Annotated in this window: 19 protein-coding genes and 1 riboswitch; of the genes, 9 read left to right on the plus strand and 10 right to left on the minus strand. The window is 55.9% G+C overall.

Going from position 1 to position 19,621, the window contains the following annotated elements:
• Positions 1-152 precede the first annotated feature (152 nt).
• Positions 153-2,174 carry an excinuclease ABC subunit UvrB gene (gene uvrB, locus ACERJC_RS02670; protein ID WP_152405377.1) on the plus strand — a complete coding sequence of 674 codons (2,022 nt, stop codon included), beginning with the start codon at positions 153-155 and terminating at the stop codon, positions 2,172-2,174.
• A 55-nt stretch (positions 2,175-2,229) separates the two neighbouring features.
• Here the strand turns inward: uvrB and yvcK are convergent, their stop codons facing one another.
• Entirely contained in the window at positions 2,230-3,138 is a 909-nt protein-coding gene (gene yvcK, locus ACERJC_RS02675) for a uridine diphosphate-N-acetylglucosamine-binding protein YvcK (protein ID WP_373670950.1), read from the minus strand.
• 267 nt (positions 3,139-3,405) lie between these two features.
• Positions 3,406-3,548, plus strand: a riboswitch (molybdenum cofactor riboswitch).
• Between yvcK and moaA the strand changes: the two genes are divergently transcribed.
• From moaA to ACERJC_RS02705, 6 genes are all read left to right on the plus strand, one after another.
• Entirely contained in the window at positions 3,536-4,525 is a 990-nt protein-coding gene (gene moaA, locus ACERJC_RS02680) for a GTP 3',8-cyclase MoaA (RefSeq protein ID WP_152405375.1), read from the plus strand. Its footprint overlaps the riboswitch before it by 13 nt.
• A gap of 25 nt (positions 4,526-4,550) precedes the next feature.
• Complete coding sequence (moaB, locus tag ACERJC_RS02685) at positions 4,551-5,063, plus strand: molybdenum cofactor biosynthesis protein B (RefSeq protein WP_373670951.1); 513 nt, start codon at positions 4,551-4,553, stop codon at positions 5,061-5,063.
• A gap of 2 nt (positions 5,064-5,065) precedes the next feature.
• Positions 5,066-5,551, plus strand: coding sequence for a cyclic pyranopterin monophosphate synthase MoaC (gene moaC / locus ACERJC_RS02690; RefSeq protein ID WP_178826565.1), 486 nt, complete (start codon positions 5,066-5,068; stop codon positions 5,549-5,551).
• Positions 5,544-5,789: a molybdopterin synthase sulfur carrier subunit gene (gene moaD, locus ACERJC_RS02695; RefSeq protein WP_152405372.1), complete on the plus strand. Its 246-nt coding sequence runs from the start codon at positions 5,544-5,546 to the stop codon at positions 5,787-5,789. The genes moaC and moaD overlap by 8 nt, the downstream gene beginning before the upstream one ends.
• 1 nt (position 5,790) lies before the next feature.
• A complete protein-coding gene (gene moaE / locus ACERJC_RS02700) occupies positions 5,791-6,243 on the plus strand; it encodes a molybdopterin synthase catalytic subunit MoaE (protein WP_152405371.1) in 453 nt (150 codons plus the stop codon).
• Between the two features lie 54 nt (positions 6,244-6,297).
• Entirely contained in the window at positions 6,298-7,002 is a 705-nt protein-coding gene (locus ACERJC_RS02705; RefSeq protein WP_042320470.1) for a Bax inhibitor-1/YccA family protein, read from the plus strand.
• A 91-nt stretch (positions 7,003-7,093) separates the two neighbouring features.
• Here ACERJC_RS02705 and ACERJC_RS02710 read toward each other — a convergent pair whose 3' ends face one another.
• The 3 genes from ACERJC_RS02710 to ACERJC_RS02720 are packed head-to-tail and all read right to left on the minus strand — an operon-like array spanning position 7,094 to position 10,052.
• Positions 7,094-8,056, minus strand: coding sequence for a lysylphosphatidylglycerol synthase domain-containing protein (locus ACERJC_RS02710; protein WP_373670952.1), 963 nt, complete (start codon positions 8,054-8,056; stop codon positions 7,094-7,096).
• Positions 8,056-9,297, minus strand: coding sequence for a cardiolipin synthase ClsB (gene clsB, locus ACERJC_RS02715; RefSeq protein ID WP_373670953.1), 1,242 nt, complete (start codon positions 9,295-9,297; stop codon positions 8,056-8,058). The genes ACERJC_RS02710 and clsB overlap by 1 nt, the downstream gene beginning before the upstream one ends.
• Complete coding sequence (locus ACERJC_RS02720) at positions 9,294-10,052, minus strand: endonuclease/exonuclease/phosphatase family protein (protein ID WP_371895673.1); 759 nt, start codon at positions 10,050-10,052, stop codon at positions 9,294-9,296. Before ACERJC_RS02720 ends, clsB begins: the two co-directional genes overlap by 4 nt.
• Before the next feature lie 132 nt (positions 10,053-10,184).
• Between ACERJC_RS02720 and ACERJC_RS02725 the strand changes: the two genes are divergently transcribed.
• The gene (locus ACERJC_RS02725; RefSeq protein WP_152405366.1) at positions 10,185-10,595 is read left to right on the plus strand and encodes a YbhQ family protein; all 411 of its coding nucleotides are present in this window, start codon (positions 10,185-10,187) and stop codon (positions 10,593-10,595) included.
• Here the strand turns inward: ACERJC_RS02725 and ACERJC_RS02730 are convergent.
• The 5 genes from ACERJC_RS02730 to cecR all read right to left on the minus strand — a co-directional run bounded on the left by ACERJC_RS02730 (position 10,557) and on the right by cecR (position 16,864).
• Positions 10,557-11,663, minus strand: coding sequence for an ABC transporter permease (locus tag ACERJC_RS02730; protein WP_286632885.1), 1,107 nt, complete (start codon positions 11,661-11,663; stop codon positions 10,557-10,559). The two genes, ACERJC_RS02725 and ACERJC_RS02730, sit on opposite strands and share 39 nt — an antisense overlap.
• A gap of 676 nt (positions 11,664-12,339) precedes the next feature.
• Positions 12,340-13,473 carry an ABC transporter permease gene (locus tag ACERJC_RS02735; protein WP_152405364.1) on the minus strand — a complete coding sequence of 378 codons (1,134 nt, stop codon included), beginning with the start codon at positions 13,471-13,473 and terminating at the stop codon, positions 12,340-12,342.
• Positions 13,466-15,202 carry an ATP-binding cassette domain-containing protein gene (locus ACERJC_RS02740; RefSeq protein WP_152405363.1) on the minus strand — a complete coding sequence of 579 codons (1,737 nt, stop codon included), beginning with the start codon at positions 15,200-15,202 and terminating at the stop codon, positions 13,466-13,468. Before ACERJC_RS02740 ends, ACERJC_RS02735 begins: the two co-directional genes overlap by 8 nt.
• A complete protein-coding gene (hlyD, locus tag ACERJC_RS02745) occupies positions 15,195-16,190 on the minus strand; it encodes a secretion protein HlyD (RefSeq protein ID WP_178826428.1) in 996 nt (331 codons plus the stop codon). Before hlyD ends, ACERJC_RS02740 begins: the two co-directional genes overlap by 8 nt.
• Positions 16,190-16,864: a transcriptional regulator CecR gene (cecR, locus tag ACERJC_RS02750; protein WP_152405361.1), complete on the minus strand. Its 675-nt coding sequence runs from the start codon at positions 16,862-16,864 to the stop codon at positions 16,190-16,192. Before cecR ends, hlyD begins: the two co-directional genes overlap by 1 nt.
• A 231-nt stretch (positions 16,865-17,095) precedes the next feature.
• On the opposite strand from cecR, the gene rhlE reads away from it, so the two are divergent.
• Positions 17,096-18,469, plus strand: a complete 1,374-nt coding sequence (gene rhlE / locus ACERJC_RS02755; protein ID WP_373670954.1) for an ATP-dependent RNA helicase RhlE — start codon at positions 17,096-17,098, stop codon at positions 18,467-18,469.
• A 220-nt stretch (positions 18,470-18,689) separates the two neighbouring features.
• Here the strand turns inward: rhlE and ACERJC_RS02760 are convergent, their stop codons facing one another.
• A complete protein-coding gene (locus ACERJC_RS02760) occupies positions 18,690-19,424 on the minus strand; it encodes a GntR family transcriptional regulator (RefSeq protein ID WP_152405358.1) in 735 nt (244 codons plus the stop codon).
• Positions 19,425-19,621 lie beyond the last annotated feature (197 nt).

Genomic DNA, 19,621 nt, shown 5'->3' on the forward strand with positions numbered 1-19,621 from the left:
GAAATTTTAGCCGCCTGCGAACCGATTTTATCACGCGTAACACAAATATTATGAGGCGTTACTGTTTTTTCATCCAGTATATTTTACTGGCAATATTATCCTCTGCGAGTAAAATTACACACCTGCCCGCCCATTCCTTCAGGTAGCTGCTCATGAGTAAACCGTTCAAACTGAATTCCGCATTTAAACCTTCCGGCGATCAGCCCGAGGCGATACGACGTCTGGAAGAGGGACTGGAGGACGGCCTGGCGCATCAGACGCTGCTTGGCGTAACGGGGTCAGGGAAAACCTTCACCATCGCCAATGTGATTGCCGATCTACAGCGCCCGACGATGGTGCTGGCACCCAACAAAACGCTGGCGGCGCAGCTTTATGGCGAAATGAAAGAGTTTTTCCCGGATAACGCCGTCGAGTATTTCGTCTCCTACTACGACTACTATCAGCCGGAAGCGTACGTTCCCAGCTCTGATACCTTCATCGAAAAGGATGCGTCGGTGAACGAACACATTGAGCAAATGCGTTTGTCTGCCACCAAAGCATTGCTGGAGCGCCGTGACGTGATCGTCGTGGCATCCGTTTCTGCCATCTATGGTCTGGGTGATCCGGATTTATACCTGAAGATGATGCTGCATATGACGGTAGGGATGATCATCGATCAGCGCGCCATTCTGCGTCGACTGGCCGAACTGCAATATACCCGCAACGATCAGGCTTTCCAGCGCGGGACCTTCCGCGTGCGCGGTGAAGTGATCGACATCTTCCCGGCGGAATCCGACGACATTGCGCTGCGCGTTGAGCTGTTTGACGAAGAGGTGGAGCGTTTGTCGCTGTTTGACCCGCTGACCGGGCAGGTGGAGTCCACCATTTCGCGCTACACCATCTACCCGAAAACGCACTACGTGACCCCGCGTGAGCGCATTGTGCAGGCGATGGAAGAGATCAAAGTCGAACTGGCTGAACGACGTAAAGTCCTGCTCGCTAATGACAAACTGCTGGAAGAGCAGCGTCTGAGCCAACGTACCCAGTTTGACCTGGAGATGATGAACGAGCTGGGCTACTGCTCGGGGATTGAAAACTACTCGCGCTTTCTCTCAGGACGCGGGCCGGGTGAGCCGCCGCCGACGTTGTTTGACTATCTGCCCGCCGACGGTTTGCTGGTGGTGGATGAATCCCACGTGACTATCCCGCAGATTGGTGGGATGTATCGTGGCGACCGCGCGCGTAAAGAGACGCTGGTGGAGTACGGTTTCCGTCTGCCGTCGGCGCTGGATAACCGGCCGTTAAAGTTCGAAGAGTTTGAAGCGCTGGCACCGCAGACCATCTACGTTTCTGCGACGCCGGGCAATTACGAACTGGAGAAATCCGGCGGCGATGTGGTTGATCAGGTGGTGCGTCCGACAGGGTTACTGGATCCGGTGATTGAAGTGCGTCCGGTGGCAACGCAGGTGGACGATCTGCTTTCTGAGATCCGCAAGCGCGCGCAGATCAACGAGCGTGTGCTAGTGACCACGCTGACCAAACGGATGGCGGAAGATCTTACCGAATATCTGGAAGAGCACGGCGAGCGGGTGCGCTATCTGCACTCGGACATCGATACCGTGGAGCGTATGGAAATCATTCGTGACCTGCGTCTGGGCGAGTTTGACGTGCTGGTGGGGATCAACCTGTTGCGCGAAGGTCTCGATATGCCTGAGGTGTCGCTGGTGGCGATTCTCGACGCCGACAAGGAAGGGTTCCTGCGTTCCGAACGTTCGCTGATTCAGACCATCGGTCGTGCGGCGCGTAACATCAACGGGAAGGCGATTCTCTACGGCGACAAAATCACGGCCTCAATGGCGAAGGCGATTAGCGAAACCGAACGCCGTCGCGAGAAACAGCAGCAGTACAACGAAGAGCACGGCATTATCCCGCAGGGCCTGAATAAAAAAGTGGTCGATATTCTGGCGCTGGGGCAGAACATCGCGAAAACCAAGGCGAAGGGCAGAGGCAAGTCGCGTTCCGCGGCGAAGTCGGATGTGGTCGAACTGGACATGACGCCAAAAGCGCTGCAGCAGAAGATTCACGAGCTGGAAGGGCAGATGATGCAGCATGCGCAGAACCTGGAGTTCGAAGAGGCCGCGCAGATCCGCGATCAACTGCATCAGCTGCGTGAACTGTTTATCGCCGCGTCGTAGTCCAGGCCAGGCTTTGTAGGCCGGATAAGCGAAGCGCCATCCGGCAATAAAATACTCATCCCAAAGTTTGCACTGCTTTCTCCAGCGCGCTGTGTAATAACTGGCGGTCATGGCGATAGGGAATATCGCTGGCCTCCAGCACTTCCTGAATCACCACCCGATCACTGACCGCAGAGATATCCACTTTCGGCCCCACGATCACCGCATCAACGACTTTCTTGCCAACATACTGCTCCATAATGGTTAGCTTATCGAGAAGCGTGAGGCTCGCGGCGGGGATGCTCAGTTCCCGACCCAGATTACCGATATAGACCATGGGCGCCTGTGTGCGCCGTAGCGCCTGCGCAAGATCATCCAGCAGCAGGATCGGCATCAGGCTGGTGTAAAAGCTGCCCGGGCCGATAATAATCAGATCGGCGTCGTTAATCGCCTGCACCGCTTCCCGGGTGGTCGGTACCTTCGGCGACAGCATCAGCTCCTGCAACGGTGAGGTGAGTTGATCGATATTCACTTCACCGTACACTTCATGCCCCTGATCGTCGATCGCCATCAGGTCAACAGGCAACTCCGACATGGGGATTAAATGTGCATCTACCTTCAGCAGATTACGAATTAAATTGATGGCTTCCAGAGGCCGCACGCTCAGGTGATCGAGCGCCTTTAACATCAGATTTCCGAGGTTATGGCCGGAAAGTTCGCCATTACCGCCAAAACGGTATTCAAACATGGCGGAGGCGACGCTCGGTTCGGTAATCAGTTGATTAAGACAGTTGCGCATATCGCCCCAGGCGATTCCCCCTTCTGAACGGCGAATACGGCCCGTCGAGCCGCCGTTATCGGTGGTAGTCACGATACCGGTAAGGCGCGAACCCAGGGGAGAGAGGGAAGAGAGAACGCGTCCTAATCCATGCCCTCCGCCGAGAGCAACGACACGATCCAGGTCAGCCAGCGTACGATTGCGCATAAAAATTCCTGAAGTCAGATTTACCGCGCTACAGTAGCGCAAACAGGGGCTTTTCAGCAATTCGCCAGCGGCGAGTTGAGAAAATAAATTCTGCCACACTACCTCTTTATGGTGATGCGCGCCTGACAGCGAAATGATGTACATCAATGCAAAAGTGCTATTTTCGCTTATTCTGTAGCGAAATAGCACGATCATGACGCTATATACATGATTATACAGCGTTAAGTGTGAATGGCATAATGCGCGTTTACACGCTAGTATCGGCATAACCACAGTAAACACTCTAGCCTCTGCACCTGGGTCAAATGATACGGTGCTTTGGCCGTGACAATGCAAACGCATTGCCACCAGGGCGCAGGAAGAAATGACTTCGCCTCCCATATTTGGAAAGGTGTACATGGCCTCACAACTGACCGATGCTTTCGCGCGCAAGTTTTACTACTTGCGTCTGTCGATTACCGACGTGTGTAACTTTCGTTGCACATACTGCTTGCCGGATGGCTACAAGCCCGGCGGCGTCACTAATAAAGGTTTTCTCACCGTCGATGAAATTCGTCGGGTGACACGCGCCTTTGCCAACCTGGGCACTGAAAAAGTGCGCCTGACCGGTGGCGAACCCTCCCTGCGTCGCGACTTTACTGACATCATTGCCGCCGTGCGTGAAAACGACGCGATTCGTCAGCTGGCGGTGACCACGAACGGCTACCGTCTGGCGCGTGATGCTGCCCACTGGCGCGATGCTGGCCTGACCGGCATTAACGTTAGCGTCGACAGCCTCGATGCGCGTCAATTCCACGCGATTACCGGGCAGGATAAATTCCAGCAGGTGATGGCGGGTATTGACGCTGCGTTTGATGCCGGCTTTAAAAAGGTCAAAGTGAACACCGTGCTGATGCGCGATGTGAACCACCATCAGCTCGATACTTTTCTCGACTGGATCCAGACGCGTCCCATTCAACTGCGCTTCATTGAACTGATGGAGACGGGCGAGGGCAGCGAGCTGTTCCGTAAACACCATATCTCCGGTCAGGTGCTGCGTGATGAACTGCTGCGTCGCGGCTGGATCCACCAGCTACGCCAGCGCAGCGATGGCCCGGCGCAGGTCTTCTGCCACCCCGATTATGAGGGTGAGATCGGCCTCATCATGCCGTATGAAAAAGACTTCTGCGCCACCTGCAACCGTCTGCGCGTCTCCTCCGTGGGTAAACTTCATCTCTGCCTGTTCGGTGAAGGTGGCGTCAGCCTGCGCGATCTGCTGGAAGACGATGCGCAGCAAGACGCGCTGGAAGAGCGTATCTCGCTGGCGTTGCGTGAGAAAAAGCAGACCCATTTCCTGCACCAGAACAATACGGGTATTACCCAGAACCTCTCATACATAGGCGGTTAACACCGCTTTGAACAAGGAGTTTGCCATGAGTCAGGTAAGCGCTGAATTTATCCCGACCCGCATTGCTATTTTGACGGTATCGAATCGTCGTGGCGAAGAGGACGATACCTCCGGCCATTTCCTGCGTGATGCCGCGCAGGAAGCGGGACATCAGATCATCGATAAAGCGATTGTCAAAGAGAACTGCTACGCCATACGCGCGCAGGTTTCGGCGTGGATTGCCAGTGATGAAGTGCAGGTAGTATTGGTCACCGGTGGCACGGGTTTGACTGAAGGCGACCAGGCCCCGGAAGCGCTGCTGCCGCTGTTTGACAGAGAAGTGGAAGGCTTTGGCGAAGTGTTTCGCATGCTGTCGTTTGAAGAGATTGGCACGGCCACGCTGCAGTCGCGCGCGGTGGCGGGCGTGGCCAACAAAACGCTGATTTTCGCGATGCCGGGTTCTACCAAAGCCTGCCGCACTGCGTGGGACAATATTATCGCGCCGCAACTGGATGCCCGTACGCATCCCTGTAATTTTCACCCACATCTGAAGAAATAAGTATGTCGCAACTGACTCACATTAACGCCGCCGGTGAAGCGCATATGGTGGATGTGTCCGCGAAAGCAGAGACCGTCCGCGAAGCGCGCGCCGAAGCTTTTGTCACCATGCGCAGCGAAACGCTGGCCATGATTATCGACGGTAGCCACCATAAGGGCGACGTGTTCGCCACCGCGCGCATTGCCGGGATTCAGGCGGCTAAACGTACCTGGGAGCTGATCCCGCTGTGCCATCCGCTGCTGCTGAGCAAAGTGGAAGTACAACTGCAGGCACAGCCAGAACACAATCGTGTGCGTATTGAGTCGCTGTGTCGCCTCACGGGGAAAACCGGCGTGGAGATGGAAGCGCTCACGGCGGCGTCAGTGGCCGCGTTGACCATTTACGACATGTGCAAAGCGGTGCAGAAAGATATGGTGATTGGCCCGGTACGCCTGCTGGCGAAAAGCGGCGGCAAGTCTGGCGATTTTAAGGCGGATTCGAATGATTAAGGTTTTGTTCTTCGCCCAGGTTCGTGAACTGGTGGGTACCGATGCGCTGGACGTCGCGGCAGATTTCCCGACGGTAGAAGCGCTGCGTCAGCATCTGGCGGCTAACAGCAACCGGTGGGCGCTGGCCCTGGAAGACGGCAAGCTGCTGGCGGCGGTAAACCAGACGCTGGTGAGTTTTGATCATCCGCTGACGGCGGGTGATGAAGTGGCTTTCTTTCCACCGGTCACGGGAGGCTGAGATGGCTGAAACGAAAATTGTTGTCGGGCCTGCGCCGTTCAGCGTGGGGGAAGAGTATCCCTGGCTGGCGGAACGCGACGAAGACGGCGCGGTGGTGACCTTTACCGGTAAAGTGCGCAATCATAATCTTGGTGACAGCGTGAAGGCGCTGACGCTGGAGCACTATCCGGGGATGACGGAAAAAGCGCTGGCGGAGATTGTTGATGAAGCGCGGGCGCGCTGGCCGCTGGGACGCGTCACGGTGATTCACCGGACTGGCGAACTGTGGCCGGGCGATGAAATCGTCTTTGTCGGCGTCACCAGTTCGCACCGCAGCAGTTCGTTTGAGGCCGGGCAGTTCATCATGGACTATCTGAAGACGCGCGCGCCGTTCTGGAAGCGTGAAGCCACGCCGGAAGGAGAGCGCTGGGTGGAAGCCCGCGACAGCGATCGTCAGGCGGCGCAACGCTGGTAGCCGGAAATTGTGATACGCTTATCCCGTGTAGTCACTTTCAATCAGGAGATTATCATGGACCGATTTCCACGATCCGAATCAATCGTGCAGGCCCGTTCCGGCCTGCAAACCTATATGGCGCAGGTCTACGGCTGGATGACGGTCGGGCTGCTGCTGACCGCGTTTATTGCGTGGTATGCGGCGAATTCCAGTGCGTTCATGGAGTTGCTTTATACCAACAGAATCTTTTTCTTTGGCCTTGTCATTGCACAACTAGCAGTCGTATTTGTGTTATCGGGTCTGGTCAACAGACTCAGTGCGGGCGTCATGACCACACTGTTTATGCTCTATTCAGTCCTGACCGGTCTGACGCTTTCCAGCATTTTTATTATTTATACCGCGTCCTCCATTGCCAGCACCTTTGTGGTCACCGGCGGGATGTTTGGCGTGATGAGCCTGTGGGGATACACCACGAAGCGCGATCTGAGCGGCTGGGGCAACATGCTGTTTATGGCGTTGATTGGCATTATCCTGGCCTCACTGGTGAACTTCTGGCTGAAGAGTGAAGCGCTGATGTGGGCAGTGACCTATATCGGGGTGGTGGTGTTTGTCGGTCTGACCGCCTACGACACCCAGAAGTTGAAAAATATCGGTGAGCAGATCGATGTGCGCGACAGTTCTAACCTGCGTAAATATTCTATTCTCGGCGCGCTAACGCTGTATCTGGACTTTATTAATCTGTTCCTGATGCTGCTGCGTATCTTAGGCAACCGTCGCTGAGTTTGCTGTGCCGGATGGCGGCTACGCCTTATCGCCTACAAAAAATGATCCTGTAGGCCTGATAAGCGTAGCGCCATCAGGCAACGATTTATCACTTCGCCATCGCCTTTTCGTTTTTAGCCCGTAGTTTCTTCGCCCGACTCTCCAGCAGCAGATAACTCATTAGCGCCAGCAAAAGCGGGGCAAAGTAATACAGCACGCGGTACGCAAGCAGCGCGGCAATGATGATGCCCTGCGACGTCTGTTCTCCCGCCAGCAGCGCGATAAAGACCGCTTCCAGTACGCCAATCCCCGCCGGAATGTGGACAATCACCCCCGCGATACTGCTGACCAGCAGCACGCCGAGCACGAAAAAGTAGTTCACCTCCTGACCCAGCAACAACCAGATGATCGCTCCCATTACCATCCAGTTGGTGCTGGAGATAGCCATCTGAGCCAGTGCAAATTTCCATGACGGCAGCACCAGCTTTTGTCCCTTAATGGTCATATGGCGATGTCTGGCGAAGGCGCAGAACCACAGATAAATGGTGATAATTAGCAGCAGCGCCACGCCCAGAATGCGCAGAGTGCTTTCGTCGATATACCAGTGTGCGGGCAGTTGCACCACGCCAAAGGTGAAGATGATCCCGCCAAGCAGAATGTAACCCAGCCAGTTGGTTGTGATACTCAGGGAGAAAATACGGGTGATGGTGCTACCCGGCAGGCCGAGGCGGGAATAGAGCCGGTAGCGCATACCGATGCCACCGACCCAGGTACTGAGCGTCAGGTTGAAGGCGTAGCAGATAAACGACACCAGCATCACCTGCCGCTTTGCCAGTCTGTGACCGCAATAAGCGCGTCCCAGCAGGTCATAGCAGCCATAGAGCAGATAGCTGAGGATCACCAGTCCAACGGCGCTCAGTAATACCACCCGGTTATAATCGCGAATAACCGTCCATACATCCTCCCAGTTGACTGTCCTGGCGTAGACAACCAGCAGCACAATCACGGCGATGAAAAACAGCCAGGTGAGGATCTTTTTCGCCACTCGCCAGCGCGGGTGTGATTTTGCCATCAGGGTTTCGCTCCTGTGTTCTGTACCTCCACCCGATCCTGCGTTTCCATCTCGGGCTGTGCTGGCGGATCAACCTGCGCCAGACGGGGGGTATGCGCCGGAAGCCAGCCGACCAGCGCCGGGAAGTGGCGTAAGAAGTGGAACGCCAGTACGCTTTTGGTCAGGTTCCACCAGGTGCGTTTCGGCAGCATCGACTCGTCCACCTGCTTACAGTCTTCGGCAATGATTGCGTTGAGGTTATCGCGCAGCGTCTGGTTAAACTGGCGATCGTGTACGATCAGGTTGGCTTCCAGATTGAGCGACAGGCTGAGCGGGTCAAGATTACTGGAGCCGACCGTCGCCCAGTGGTCATCCATCAATGCCACCTTGCCATGCAGTGGTTTACGTCGGTACTCGTAAACCTGGACATCGCCTTTCACCAGATAGTTGTACAGCAGGCGGGCGCCAACTTTTACAATCGGCATATCCGGTTCGCCTTGCACAACCAGTTTCACACGCACGCCTCGTCGGGCAGCCTTACGCATGGCATGCAACAACCGGTAACCGGGAAAGAAGTAGGCGTTCGCAATAATCACCTCCCGCCGGGCCTGGGTGAGCATTTTCAGGTAGTGGCGCTCGATATCGTCGCGGTGCTCGTCGTTGTCGCGCCAGACGAACAGCGCCTGCGCCTCGCCGGGCTGGCGGTTCTCTTCAGCACGATGATGGCGACGCCACCAGCGGCGCACCGCGCTCTGTCCGGGGAGGTTTTCCACCTCAAACTGTAGAATATCGGCGACGACGGGGCCTTCCACTCGCACCGCGTAATCCTGCTTGGCCTCGGGCCCGTAATCGGACATATGCTCGTCGGAATAATTAATCCCGCCGACAAATGCCACCCGGTCGTCAATCACCACAATCTTGCGATGCATGCGGCGAAAGACGTTGGTACGCATGCCGAACACCCGAGGGCGGGGGTCGTAGTAGCGAAACACCACGCCTGCCGAGGTCAGTTCGCCGACGAACGCGTCGCTCAGGTCCGGCGAGCCGTAGCCGTCCAGCAGTACTTCCGCCTTCACACCGCGTTTCGCCGCGGCTAACAGCGCTGCATGAAGCTGTTTTCCCACTTCATCTTCAAACCAGATGAAGGTTTCCAGAATAATTTTCTGCCGCGCATCGGCAATCGCCGCAAACACGGCGGGGTAATACTGGTCGCCGTTTTCCAGTAACTGGATCTGATTACCTTCACGCCAGCCACATTTCATAGATGGATCTCCGCGCTAAGAGGGGCATGGTCTGAGAGATGCCGCCAGTTGCGCAGCGGCAGCATTGTCGGCGAACTGGCATGGGCATTTTTCACGTAAATACGATCGAGGCGCAGCAGCGGCAGGCTGGCGGGAAAAGTCCGCGCCGGGCGACCGCGGGCGCGGGTAAAGATTTCATCCAGCCCGGCGGCTTTTAAGGGAGGGTTTGCCTTCTGCCGCCAGTCGTTGAAATCACCGGCTACCACCACCGGTTCGCCGTCGGGCAGGGCGTTGACCCAGTCTGCCAGCAGAGTGAGCTGCGCCTGCCGGTGGGCTTCGCGCAGGCCGAGGTGAACACACATCACATGAATCGGTTTCCCAAGCTGCGGGGGGACAATGCGACAATAGAGTACGCCGCGCTTTTCACTGCTGCCGACTGAGATATCGCGATTTTCATAATGTTCAATAGGATAGCGTGACAGCACCGCGTTGCCATGATGCCCTTGCGGATAGACGGCGTTGCGCCCGTAGGCGTAGTCACTCCACATGGTGTCGGCGAGAAATTCGTAGTGGGTGGTATCCGGCCAGTTTTCGACGTGCAGCGGATGCACCTCGTGTGCGCCCATCACCTCCTGCAGACAGACGATGTCGGCGCCAACCGTACGAACGGCATCGCGCAGTTCCGGTAAAATGAAGCGCTTGTTAAAGGCGGTAAAGCCTTTATGCGTATTAATAGTGAGCACGTTAAATGAAAAATTTCGCGTCGATTGAGTCATTTTTCTCCTGTTGGCGTCACTCTTCTGATTGAAATAGTGTAGTCGTCGTCACAAAAAGGTGCGGTGTTACGGAATTTTCCGTAAAGTGCGGTACTCTGAGTAATTAGAGAAAAATCCTTCAGGAGAAAAGCCATGAGGTGGCAACAACGTGTTCGTGTCGCAACGGGGTTAAGTTGCTGGCAGATTATGTTGCATTTACTGGTCGTGGCGTTGTTGGTCATGGGCTGGATGAGCGGCACGCTGGTGCACGTCGGCCTGGGATTATGCGTAGTGTATGGCGTGACCGTATTACTGATGCTGGCGTTACAGCGTCATCATGAGCAGCGTTGGCGCGAAGTCGCTGACGTGCTGGAAGAACTCACCACCACCTGGTATTTCGGTGCAGCGCTGATCGTGCTGTGGCTGCTGTCCCGGGTTTTACAAAACAACATCCTGCTGGCGCTGGCGGGACTGGCAATCCTGGCCGGACCCGCTGTGGTTTCGCTGCTGGCGAAAGACAAAAAGCTACATAATTTTGCGTCTAAACATCGCATACGCCGCTGATCCCGTCGTGGTCGCTATCACCAGTAGCGGCCACAAGCTTCCCCAGACAATCTGCAAACTCGCATCTTTCAAATAGATCTGCTTGGTGATATCCGTGAAGTGACGGATAGGGTTTATCCATGTCAGGTTCTGCAACCAGACCGGCATATTTTCGACCGGGGAGACGTACCCCGACAGTAAAATCGCCGGCATCATAAAGACGAACACGCCGATAAATGCCTGCTGCTGTGTGGAGCAGAGCGAGGATATCAGCAGCCCGAAGCCCACCAGCGACAGCCCGTAAATCACCATCGTGAAGTAAAACAGCGCCAGCGACCCGGCAAACGGGATCTGATACGCCCAGATACCGATTGCCAGCACGATAGAGGCCTGTCCGGTGGCGACAATCAGCGCGGGAACCGCTTTACCAATAAAGATTTGCCAGGTGGTGAGCGGGGAGACCAGCAGCTGATCCAGCGTACCCTGTTCACGTTCACGCGCCACGGACAGCGAGGTGACGATCATCACGCCAATGGTGGTGATCATCGCGATCAGTGATGGCACCACGAACCACTTATAGTCGAGGTTAGGGTTGTACCAGTTGCGCACCACCAGCTCGCTGTTGTTAGGCTTCGGTTTGCCCTCCATCAGTTCCTGCTGATAGTTCTTCACGATTTGCTGGAGATAGTTGGCGGCGATCTGCGCGCTGTTCGAGTTACGTCCGTCGAGAATTAACTGCATGGGCGCAGACTGAAAGGTATCCAGATTGCGCGAGAAATCCGCCGGAAAGCGCACCAGCAGCAGCGCCTTTTGCGTATCGATCGTGGGCTGGATTTCCTGCGGACTTTTCAGCAACAGAATATGGGTAAAGGCTTTGGCGCGAGCAAAGCGCTGGGTCAGCTCAACCGAATGCTTCCCATTGTCTTCGTTATAGATGGCGATGGTCGCGTTAGTCACTTCCAGGGTCGCCGCAAAGGGAAACAGAAACACCTGAATCAGCACCGGCAGAATCAGGATCGCGCGGGTCTGCGGCTCGCGTAACAGCGACTGCAGCTCTTTGCGAATTAACGTCCATAAACGATGAAACATAGTGTTGCCCTTAATACCCGATGAAGTATTTCGTAAGCCTGATAAGCGCAGCGCCATCAGGCAGTTTGCCGGATGACGGCACAAGACCTTATCTGGCCTACGGTGACTTATACCCGATGAAACATCTCGTAGGCCTGATAAGCGCAGCGCCATCAGGCAGTTTGCCGGATGACGGCACAAGGCCTTATCCGGCCTACAGTGACCTATACCCGATGAAGCATCTCGTAGGCCTGATAAGCGCAGCGCCATCAGGCAGTTTGCCGGATGACGGCACAAGGCCTTATCCGGCCTACGGTGACTTATACCCGATGAAGCACTCCGTAGGCCTGATAAGCGCAGCGCCATCAGGCAGTTTGCCGGATGACGGCACAAGGCCTTATCCGGCCTACGGTGACCTATACCCGATGAAGCATTTCGTAGGCCTGATAAGCGCAGCGTCATCAGGCAGTTTGCCGGATAACGGCACAAGGCCTTATCCGGCCTACGGTGACTTATACCCGATGAAGCATTTCGTAGGCCTGATAAGCGCAGCGCCATCAGGCAGTTTGCCGGATGACGGCACAAGGCCTTATCCGGCCTACGGTGACTTATACCCGATGAAGCATTTCGTAGGCCTGATAAGCGCAGCGCCATCAGGCAGTTTGTCGGATATGCGAAAGCGCCATCCGGCAAATCATCAATCCAGCCGACGTTTGGTTTTTATCCACGTCAGACCAATAAACATCACCGCCGAAGCGATTAAAAACAGCACGTTGACAATCAGCACCACCGGAATATTGCCGGCGAGAAACAGGCTTTGCAGCGTGCTGACGAAGTAACGAGCCGGAATAATGTAGGTCACCGCGCGGATCACCGCGGGCATACTGTCTATCTGGAAAATAAAGCCTGACAGCATAATCGACGGTAAAAAAGCGGCGTTAAGCGCCACCTGGGCGGCATTAAACTGGTTGCGGGTGATGGTGGAAATCAACAGCCCCATCCCCAGCGTGCTGAGCAAAAACAGGCTGGTGATGAAAAACAGCAGCAGTAACGATCCGCGATACGGGACGCCGAGAATAAACACCGATACCAGCATACACAGCAGCATTGCCAGCATGCCGAGGAAATAGTAGGGGATGAGTTTACACAGCAGCAGCTCGGCGCGCGTCACTTCGGTGGAGAGCAATGCTTCCATCGTACCGCGTTCCCATTCGCGCGCGACGACCAGCGAGGTGAGGATCGCGCCGATCACCGTCATGATGATCGTCACCGCGCCGGGGATAATAAAATGCTGACTGATGGCCGCCGGGTTGAACCAGTAGCGGGTCTGCACCTCAATCAGCGGTTCAAACGTTTCCCCGCGATCTTCCGCCCGCTGCATCTGCCAGATTTGCCAGATGCCTTCCACATAGCCCTGCACGAAGTTGGCGGTATTGGGTTCACTGCCGTCGGTAATCACCTGAATCGGTGCGGTGTCGTTGGCGCGCGCCATTTGTTGGGCGAAATCGACCGGAATGACCACCAGCCCGCGAATGCGCCCGGCCTGCATTTTTTCAATCAGCGCCTTGCGGTTATCGCTGATAGTGGCGTCAATGTACGGCGAACCGGTCATTGTGTGGGCAAAGTCCAGCGCCTCTTCGCTTTGCTGTTCAAGCAGGATCCCTACCCGCAGCTTGCTGGAATCGAGGTTAATGCCGTAGCCAAAAATAAACAGCAGCAGCAGTGGGATGACCACAGCAATCAGCCAGCTACTGGGATCGCGGACGATCTGTCGCGTCTCTTTGACGCACAGCGCCCGCACGCGGCGCCAGGAGAGAAGGCGGTTACGCATTGCCGTGCTCCTTATCCCAGTCATTAATCAGCCGGATGAATGCCTGTTCCATGGTCGGATCCGGCGTGTCATCATCGGCCGCCTGCGCCTTCAGGTCGTCCGGCGTGCCGCTGGCAATCAGCTTCCCGCGATAGACCAGGCCGATACGGTCGCAATATTCCGCTTCGTCCATAAAGTGCGTCGTCACCATCACCGTCACGCCTTTTTCCACCATGCTGTTGATATGCAGCCAGAACTCGCGGCGGGTGAGGGGATCGACGCCAGAAGTGGGTTCGTCGAGAAACAGAATGTCGGGTTCGTGCATCAGCGAACAGGCCAGCGCCAGACGCTGCTTAAAGCCCAGTGGGAGTTCATCGGTGGCATGCGAGGCGATACTTTTCAGGCCAAACGCCTCGCTCATGCGGGCAATTTTTTCGTTCTGCGCGCGTCCTCGCAGGCCATAAACGCCGGAGAAAAAGCGCAGGTTTTGCTCCACCGTCAGGTTGCCGTACAGCGAAAATTTTTGTGCCATATAGCCCAGATGCTGACGCGCCTTACCGGAGCTGACTTTCAGATCCATATCCAGCACCAGCGCTTTGCCGGAAGTGGGCACCAGCAGGCCGCACATCATTTTAAAGGTCGTGGATTTCCCCGCGCCGTTGGGGCCCAGCAGGCCAAAAATTTCCCCGCGCTGGACGGCAAAATCAACGTGATCGGTGGCGGCGAAATCGCCAAATTTCTTGGTCAGGGCTTTCGCTTCAATCACCGTTTCGCCCGGCGTCCCTTCGACGGTGTGCAAAATGGCGCCCAGCGGCGATTCAGAGGTGGCAGCCCCGCCCAGCAGATCGATAAATGCGTCTTCGAAGCGTGGCGCGGTTTCGCTGATATCGATCGCCGGCATGCCGTTGCCGCGGCGAATATCGTCTGCTGTGGCCTCTTTTTTCAGGATCAGACGAACCGATTTCCCCTGGATCATGCCGTCGCTGACCTGCGGCAGTTTAAGCGCCCGCTGGAGCAATTTACGGTTGTTTTCCTGCGGGCTGTGCATCAGAAAACTGCGCCCGGCCATGGTTTGTGTCAGTTGAGTCGGTTCGCCCTGATACAGCAGTTCGCCTTCGTTCATCAGCAGCACGTCCCGACACTGTTCGGCTTCATCCAGATACGACGTGCTCCACAGGATCAGCATCCCGTCGCCCGCCAGTTCGTGCACCATCTGCCAGAGTTCGCGCCGTGAGATGGGGTCAACGCCGACGCCGGGTTCATCCAGTAACAGTACTTTGGGTTCACCGACCAGCGTACAGGCCAGCCCCAGTTTCTGTTTCATCCCGCCGGAGAGTTTTCCCGCCAGACGACCGGTAAACGGGCCGAGCGAGGTGAACTCCAGCAGGCGGGCAAAGGTTTTTTCCCGCACATCGCCTGTAACGCTGCGTAAATCGGCGTACAGGTTGAGGTTCTCCATCACGGTGAGATCTTCATACAGGCCAAATTTTTGTGGCATGTAACCCAGTACCGCGTGCAGCGCGCTGTCGTTTTTAATCGGATCAAAGCCAATCACCGTTGCGCTGCCGCCGTCCGGCCTCAACAAACCCGCCAGCATTCTCATCAGCGTGGTTTTCCCTGCACCGTCCGGTCCCACCAGACCGGTCACGTATCCGGCGTGAATCGTACAGTCGAGCGGGGCGACTGCCGGCTTTTCCAGTCCGGAAAAACGTTTAGTCAGCCCGCTCAGCGTGATGACGGCGTCATTCATGTCCAGCCTCGTTGCCGAACGTCACCGTCACCGGCATGCCCTGGCGCAGGGCGTCGTCGGCATCGGTGACAACAATACGCAGGCGGTAAACCAGATCGGTACGCAGGTCCGGCGTCTCTACCGTTTTCGGGGTGAATTCTGCGGTCGGGGAGACAAAGCCGATTTTACCGTGATACGGCTTGTCGGGACGTCCATCGGTGTACAGCAGGATTTCGCGTCCCGGCTGTGCCTGAGAAAGATGACGTTCGTCGACGTAGGCGCGCACCCAAACCGGTCGGGTGAGGGAGAGCGTCAGCACGGTACCCCCTGCGCTGAGCATGCTGCCGGGCTCAACCGCGCGGGTTAACAGCGTGCCGTTCGCCGGGGCGACAAGCGTGGTGTCATGGAGGTCGAGTTCCGCCTGCGCCAGCTGTGCCTGCGCCTGTTCAAGGCTGGCTTTCGCCTGGGCGATATCCTGTTCACGATTACCGGAGCGGTACTGACTCAGTTTGTCCTGTGCGGATTTCAACGTTGCCAACGCCTGATCGCGGGAAGAGCGGGCGTTTTCCAGATCGTTAGCGGAAATGGTGCGGCTTTTCCACAACCCCTGCTGACGGTTGTAGAAATTCTGCGCGTAATCATAGGCGGCCTGCGCCTGTTTCACCGCTGCCGCTGCCTGGGCAATCTCTTCCTGACGATAGCCCGCCAGCATCAAATCGTACTGGGCCTGCGCGACGGAAACCCCGGCTTTTGCCTGCATCAGGGCGTTCTCATAGGGAGCATGATCCAGCTCGCCCAGCACCTGTCCTGTTTTAATGGCATCGCCTTCATCCACCGTCAGTGATGCGAGTCGACCACCGACGCGAAAGCTGAGGTTAACGGTACGGATGTCCACGTTGCCGTAGAGCGTCAGTCCGTTGTCCTGCCGGCTTTGATACCACCATGTGCCACCGGCAATCACCGCGAGCAGCGCCGCGATCACCAGGCCAATAACGACAGGCTTTTTCATCAGTCCAGACTCCTTTGCGATAAACCTTGCAGAATAAGATCGATATGACAGGTCACGGTCTGCGTAATCAGCGCCGTTTTTTCTTCATCAAACTGCGACCAGCCGGTACGTAACAGAATGGTTTCTTTACCGAGACGGAATGCCAACACTTCGCCGAGCAGCGCGTGGGTATGCAGAATCATGCGCGTGTCGTGGGCGTCGCAACCGGTATACGCGGCGATAAGACGGGTCAGATGACTGTGCAATGGCTCGATAACCTGCTCGTGCACCCGCTGATACGCCGCGGTAGGGGAGAGCTGTTCGCGCGAGATAAATTTGCTCAGATTCACGGTGTCATCCTGGGTTAACAGCATGATCATGTTTTTGCAGGCGCGCAGAATCAGCTCGCGCATGGCGGCACGGTCGGGATGGGCCTGGGCGAATAAACGTTCGGCGTCTTCCGCGTGCGGGCGAAACTGACTGCCAATGAAATCGGCAATCCACTGGGCGCAGGCGAGGTATAAATCCTCTTTTGAGCCAAAATAGTAGGTAATGGCGGCAATGTTTTGCCCGGCCAGCGCGGCAATGTCGCGAGTGGTGGCATGCAGGCCATACTCGCCAAACTGGGCCAGTGCGGCGGCAATCAGCTGGCTTTTGGCCTGTTCACCTTTGGTGGTCATAGTGGGAGTATTCATCACGCGACCTAAATCTTAATCAATCGATTGATTAAGATTATGACTGAAAATCATCCTTGTCCAGTCTGGTGGCGTATTTTGTCTGGCCCAGTAACAGGGATAATTTATGCGGTGCGTCACAAAAACTGCTACACTCCGCCCCTTCATGACATTGTGGTTTTTGTCATTCCCAAATTGTATGTATCTCCCTGAAAACGACACCGGGAACGGTCGGGGCGGTTCGGAGTAGTTATGTCTTTTGATTCCCTGGGTTTGAACCCTGATATTCTGCGCGCCATTGCCGAGCAGGGTTACCGTGAACCTACCCCTATTCAGCAGCAGGCAATCCCTGCCGTGCTGGAAGGTCGCGACCTGATGGCGAGTGCGCAGACCGGTACCGGTAAAACGGCGGGCTTTACGCTGCCACTGTTACAGCACCTTATTACTAAACAGCCGCACAACAAAGCGCGCCGTCCGGTACGGGCGCTGATCCTGACGCCGACGCGTGAACTGGCGGCGCAGATTGGTGAAAACGTCCGTGATTACAGCAAGTATCTGAACATCCGCTCGCTGGTCGTTTTTGGCGGCGTGAGCATTAACCCGCAGATGATGAAACTGCGCGGCGGCGTCGATGTGCTGGTTGCAACGCCGGGCCGCTTGCTGGACTTGGAACACCAGAACGCGGTGAAACTGGACCAGATTGAGATTCTGGTGCTGGATGAAGCGGACCGTATGCTGGATATGGGCTTTATTCACGATATTCGCCGTGTGTTAGCGAAACTGCCAGCGAAGCGTCAGAACCTGCTGTTCTCTGCGACATTCTCTGATGAGATCAAGGCGCTGGCCGAAAAGCTGCTGCATAACCCACTGGAAATTGAAGTGGCACGCCGCAACACGGCTTCAGAACAGGTCACGCAGCACGTGCATTTTGTGGATAAGAAACGCAAACGTGAGCTGTTATCGCAGATGATCGGCCAGGGGAACTGGCAGCAGGTGCTGGTGTTTACCCGTACCAAACACGGCGCTAATCATCTGGCGGAACAACTGAATAAAGATGGTATTCGCAGTGCGGCGATCCACGGCAACAAGAGCCAGGGGGCGCGTACCCGTGCGCTGGCTGATTTTAAATCAGGTGAAATTCGCGTGCTGGTGGCAACGGATATTGCCGCGCGTGGTCTGGATATCGAAGAACTGCCGCACGTGGTGAACTACGAGCTGCCGAATGTTCCGGAAGATTATGTGCACCGTATCGGTCGTACCGGGCGTGCGGCGGCTACCGGTGAGGCGCTGTCGCTGGTCTGTGTTGATGAACACAAACTGCTGCGTGATATCGAAAAACTGCTGAAAAAAGAGATCCCACGTATTGCCATGCCAGGCTATGAGCCGGATCCATCGATTAAAGCAGAGCCGATCGAGAATGGTCGCCAGCAGCGTGGCGGCGGCGGCGGTCGAGGCCGTGGTCAGGGGCAAGGGCAGGGCGCGGGTCGCGCTCAGCAGCCGCGTCGTCAGGACGGTGGTGCGCCAAAAGTCGGCGCTAAACCTTCACGCCGCACAGGCGATGCGAAACCGGCTGGCGAAAAGCCCCGTCCGCCGCGTCGTCCACGCAGAATTACGCCACTACAGTAAGGGGTCAGGGGAACCTGATACTCTGAGAAATTTTACGTTCACTTTGTATTCAGTGATTCTCTGAAACTACAGTACACGTGAACGTGCAAGGGAGGCGGCGACGAGCCTCCTTAACACGTTCACAGGAGCAAGGGTGCCAGACAAGCTGCGAACATGAGGTGAACGGAACCTGTTACAGGTGGTGGCATATTCACTTTAAAAGGGTATGCAAAATTCCCCCTCATTCCCCCGAATTCTGCGATTTCAACACGATAGAGCAGGTATACCTTCCCGCCGGGTGAATTGAAATCGTGGTCTCGAACACCTTTCCGTCTCGATCCCGATAGCGTCGCACGATGCGCATCCCCGGAGAATCGGGTTCGACATTCAGTATCTTTGCGATTTTCTTTGGTACACCAACGGCGGTGATCGTCTGATGGACTTCGTGGCTCTTAATCCCGTAGTGCGTTTCGATCAGATCGCTAATCAGCGAGTGCGGATCGTCACGGATAAACGTGCGCAGCCTGGAGTAATCGGTGCTGGCGTAACTGTCCGTCCAGCAAATAGGGGCGTCCGGGTTTTGCGCATCTTCGCGAATACTGGCGATATGTAGCCAGCGTGAGCCTGGCGGACAATCTATCAGCTGAGAAAGCTCAATATCCGCCACAATCTCATCGATCTTCTTAATCACCCGCAGGTTGTTCTTCGCCAACAGCAGCAGATCTTCCAGATGCGACAGCGGATGGTTAACCCCGCTCGCCTGCGGTTCACATACGCGCGTACCTGCGCCTTTACGCCGCGAAATCAGCCCCTGTTCCGTTAATTCCCGCAACGCTTCGCGCATGGTGTGACGGCTCACCTGCCAGGTTTCGCACAGTTCCATTTCCGTCGGAAACAGTGAACCCGGTGGGTAAGTTCCCGTCGAGATTTGATGGGCCAGTTCACGGGCTATCCGCTTGTACAGAGATTCTTTCATCGCAGTTTCATCAAATAATTAATGATCACAGTCACAAAAATGTGTACGGGCTATTCCATACATTCATCATGATTATTATAAATGTCCGTACATTTAAAATGTACGGACATTGTTTTATGTTCGGACATTTAAGTAGTCCCGGATGAGGTGTAAACCGGGGCAGACACACATCTTATCACTATCGGATTAAACCGGGG

It is taken from the genome of Citrobacter telavivensis (assembly GCF_041807075.1).
Lineage (GTDB): Bacteria > Pseudomonadota > Gammaproteobacteria > Enterobacterales > Enterobacteriaceae > Citrobacter_A > Citrobacter_A telavivensis.

What these genes read in the sequence shown, in the direction of transcription:
- uvrB (WP_152405377.1), top strand. Translation starts at nt 153, where the DNA reads ATGAGTAAACCGTTCAAACTGAATTCCGCATTTAAACCTTCCGGCGAT.
- yvcK (WP_373670950.1), bottom strand. Translation starts at nt 3,138, where the DNA reads ATGCGCAATCGTACGCTGGCTGACCTGGATCGTGTCGTTGCTCTCGGC.
- moaA (WP_152405375.1), top strand. Translation starts at nt 3,536, where the DNA reads ATGGCCTCACAACTGACCGATGCTTTCGCGCGCAAGTTTTACTACTTG.
- moaB (WP_373670951.1), top strand. Translation starts at nt 4,551, where the DNA reads ATGAGTCAGGTAAGCGCTGAATTTATCCCGACCCGCATTGCTATTTTG.
- moaC (WP_178826565.1), top strand. Translation starts at nt 5,066, where the DNA reads ATGTCGCAACTGACTCACATTAACGCCGCCGGTGAAGCGCATATGGTG.
- moaD (WP_152405372.1), top strand. Translation starts at nt 5,544, where the DNA reads ATGATTAAGGTTTTGTTCTTCGCCCAGGTTCGTGAACTGGTGGGTACC.
- moaE (WP_152405371.1), top strand. Translation starts at nt 5,791, where the DNA reads ATGGCTGAAACGAAAATTGTTGTCGGGCCTGCGCCGTTCAGCGTGGGG.
- ACERJC_RS02705 (WP_042320470.1), top strand. Translation starts at nt 6,298, where the DNA reads ATGGACCGATTTCCACGATCCGAATCAATCGTGCAGGCCCGTTCCGGC.
- ACERJC_RS02710 (WP_373670952.1), bottom strand. Translation starts at nt 8,056, where the DNA reads ATGGCAAAATCACACCCGCGCTGGCGAGTGGCGAAAAAGATCCTCACC.
- clsB (WP_373670953.1), bottom strand. Translation starts at nt 9,297, where the DNA reads ATGAAATGTGGCTGGCGTGAAGGTAATCAGATCCAGTTACTGGAAAAC.
- ACERJC_RS02720 (WP_371895673.1), bottom strand. Translation starts at nt 10,052, where the DNA reads ATGACTCAATCGACGCGAAATTTTTCATTTAACGTGCTCACTATTAAT.
- ACERJC_RS02725 (WP_152405366.1), top strand. Translation starts at nt 10,185, where the DNA reads ATGAGGTGGCAACAACGTGTTCGTGTCGCAACGGGGTTAAGTTGCTGG.
- ACERJC_RS02730 (WP_286632885.1), bottom strand. Translation starts at nt 11,663, where the DNA reads ATGTTTCATCGTTTATGGACGTTAATTCGCAAAGAGCTGCAGTCGCTG.
- ACERJC_RS02735 (WP_152405364.1), bottom strand. Translation starts at nt 13,473, where the DNA reads ATGCGTAACCGCCTTCTCTCCTGGCGCCGCGTGCGGGCGCTGTGCGTC.
- ACERJC_RS02740 (WP_152405363.1), bottom strand. Translation starts at nt 15,202, where the DNA reads ATGAATGACGCCGTCATCACGCTGAGCGGGCTGACTAAACGTTTTTCC.
- hlyD (WP_178826428.1), bottom strand. Translation starts at nt 16,190, where the DNA reads ATGAAAAAGCCTGTCGTTATTGGCCTGGTGATCGCGGCGCTGCTCGCG.
- cecR (WP_152405361.1), bottom strand. Translation starts at nt 16,864, where the DNA reads ATGAATACTCCCACTATGACCACCAAAGGTGAACAGGCCAAAAGCCAG.
- rhlE (WP_373670954.1), top strand. Translation starts at nt 17,096, where the DNA reads ATGTCTTTTGATTCCCTGGGTTTGAACCCTGATATTCTGCGCGCCATT.
- ACERJC_RS02760 (WP_152405358.1), bottom strand. Translation starts at nt 19,424, where the DNA reads ATGAAAGAATCTCTGTACAAGCGGATAGCCCGTGAACTGGCCCATCAA.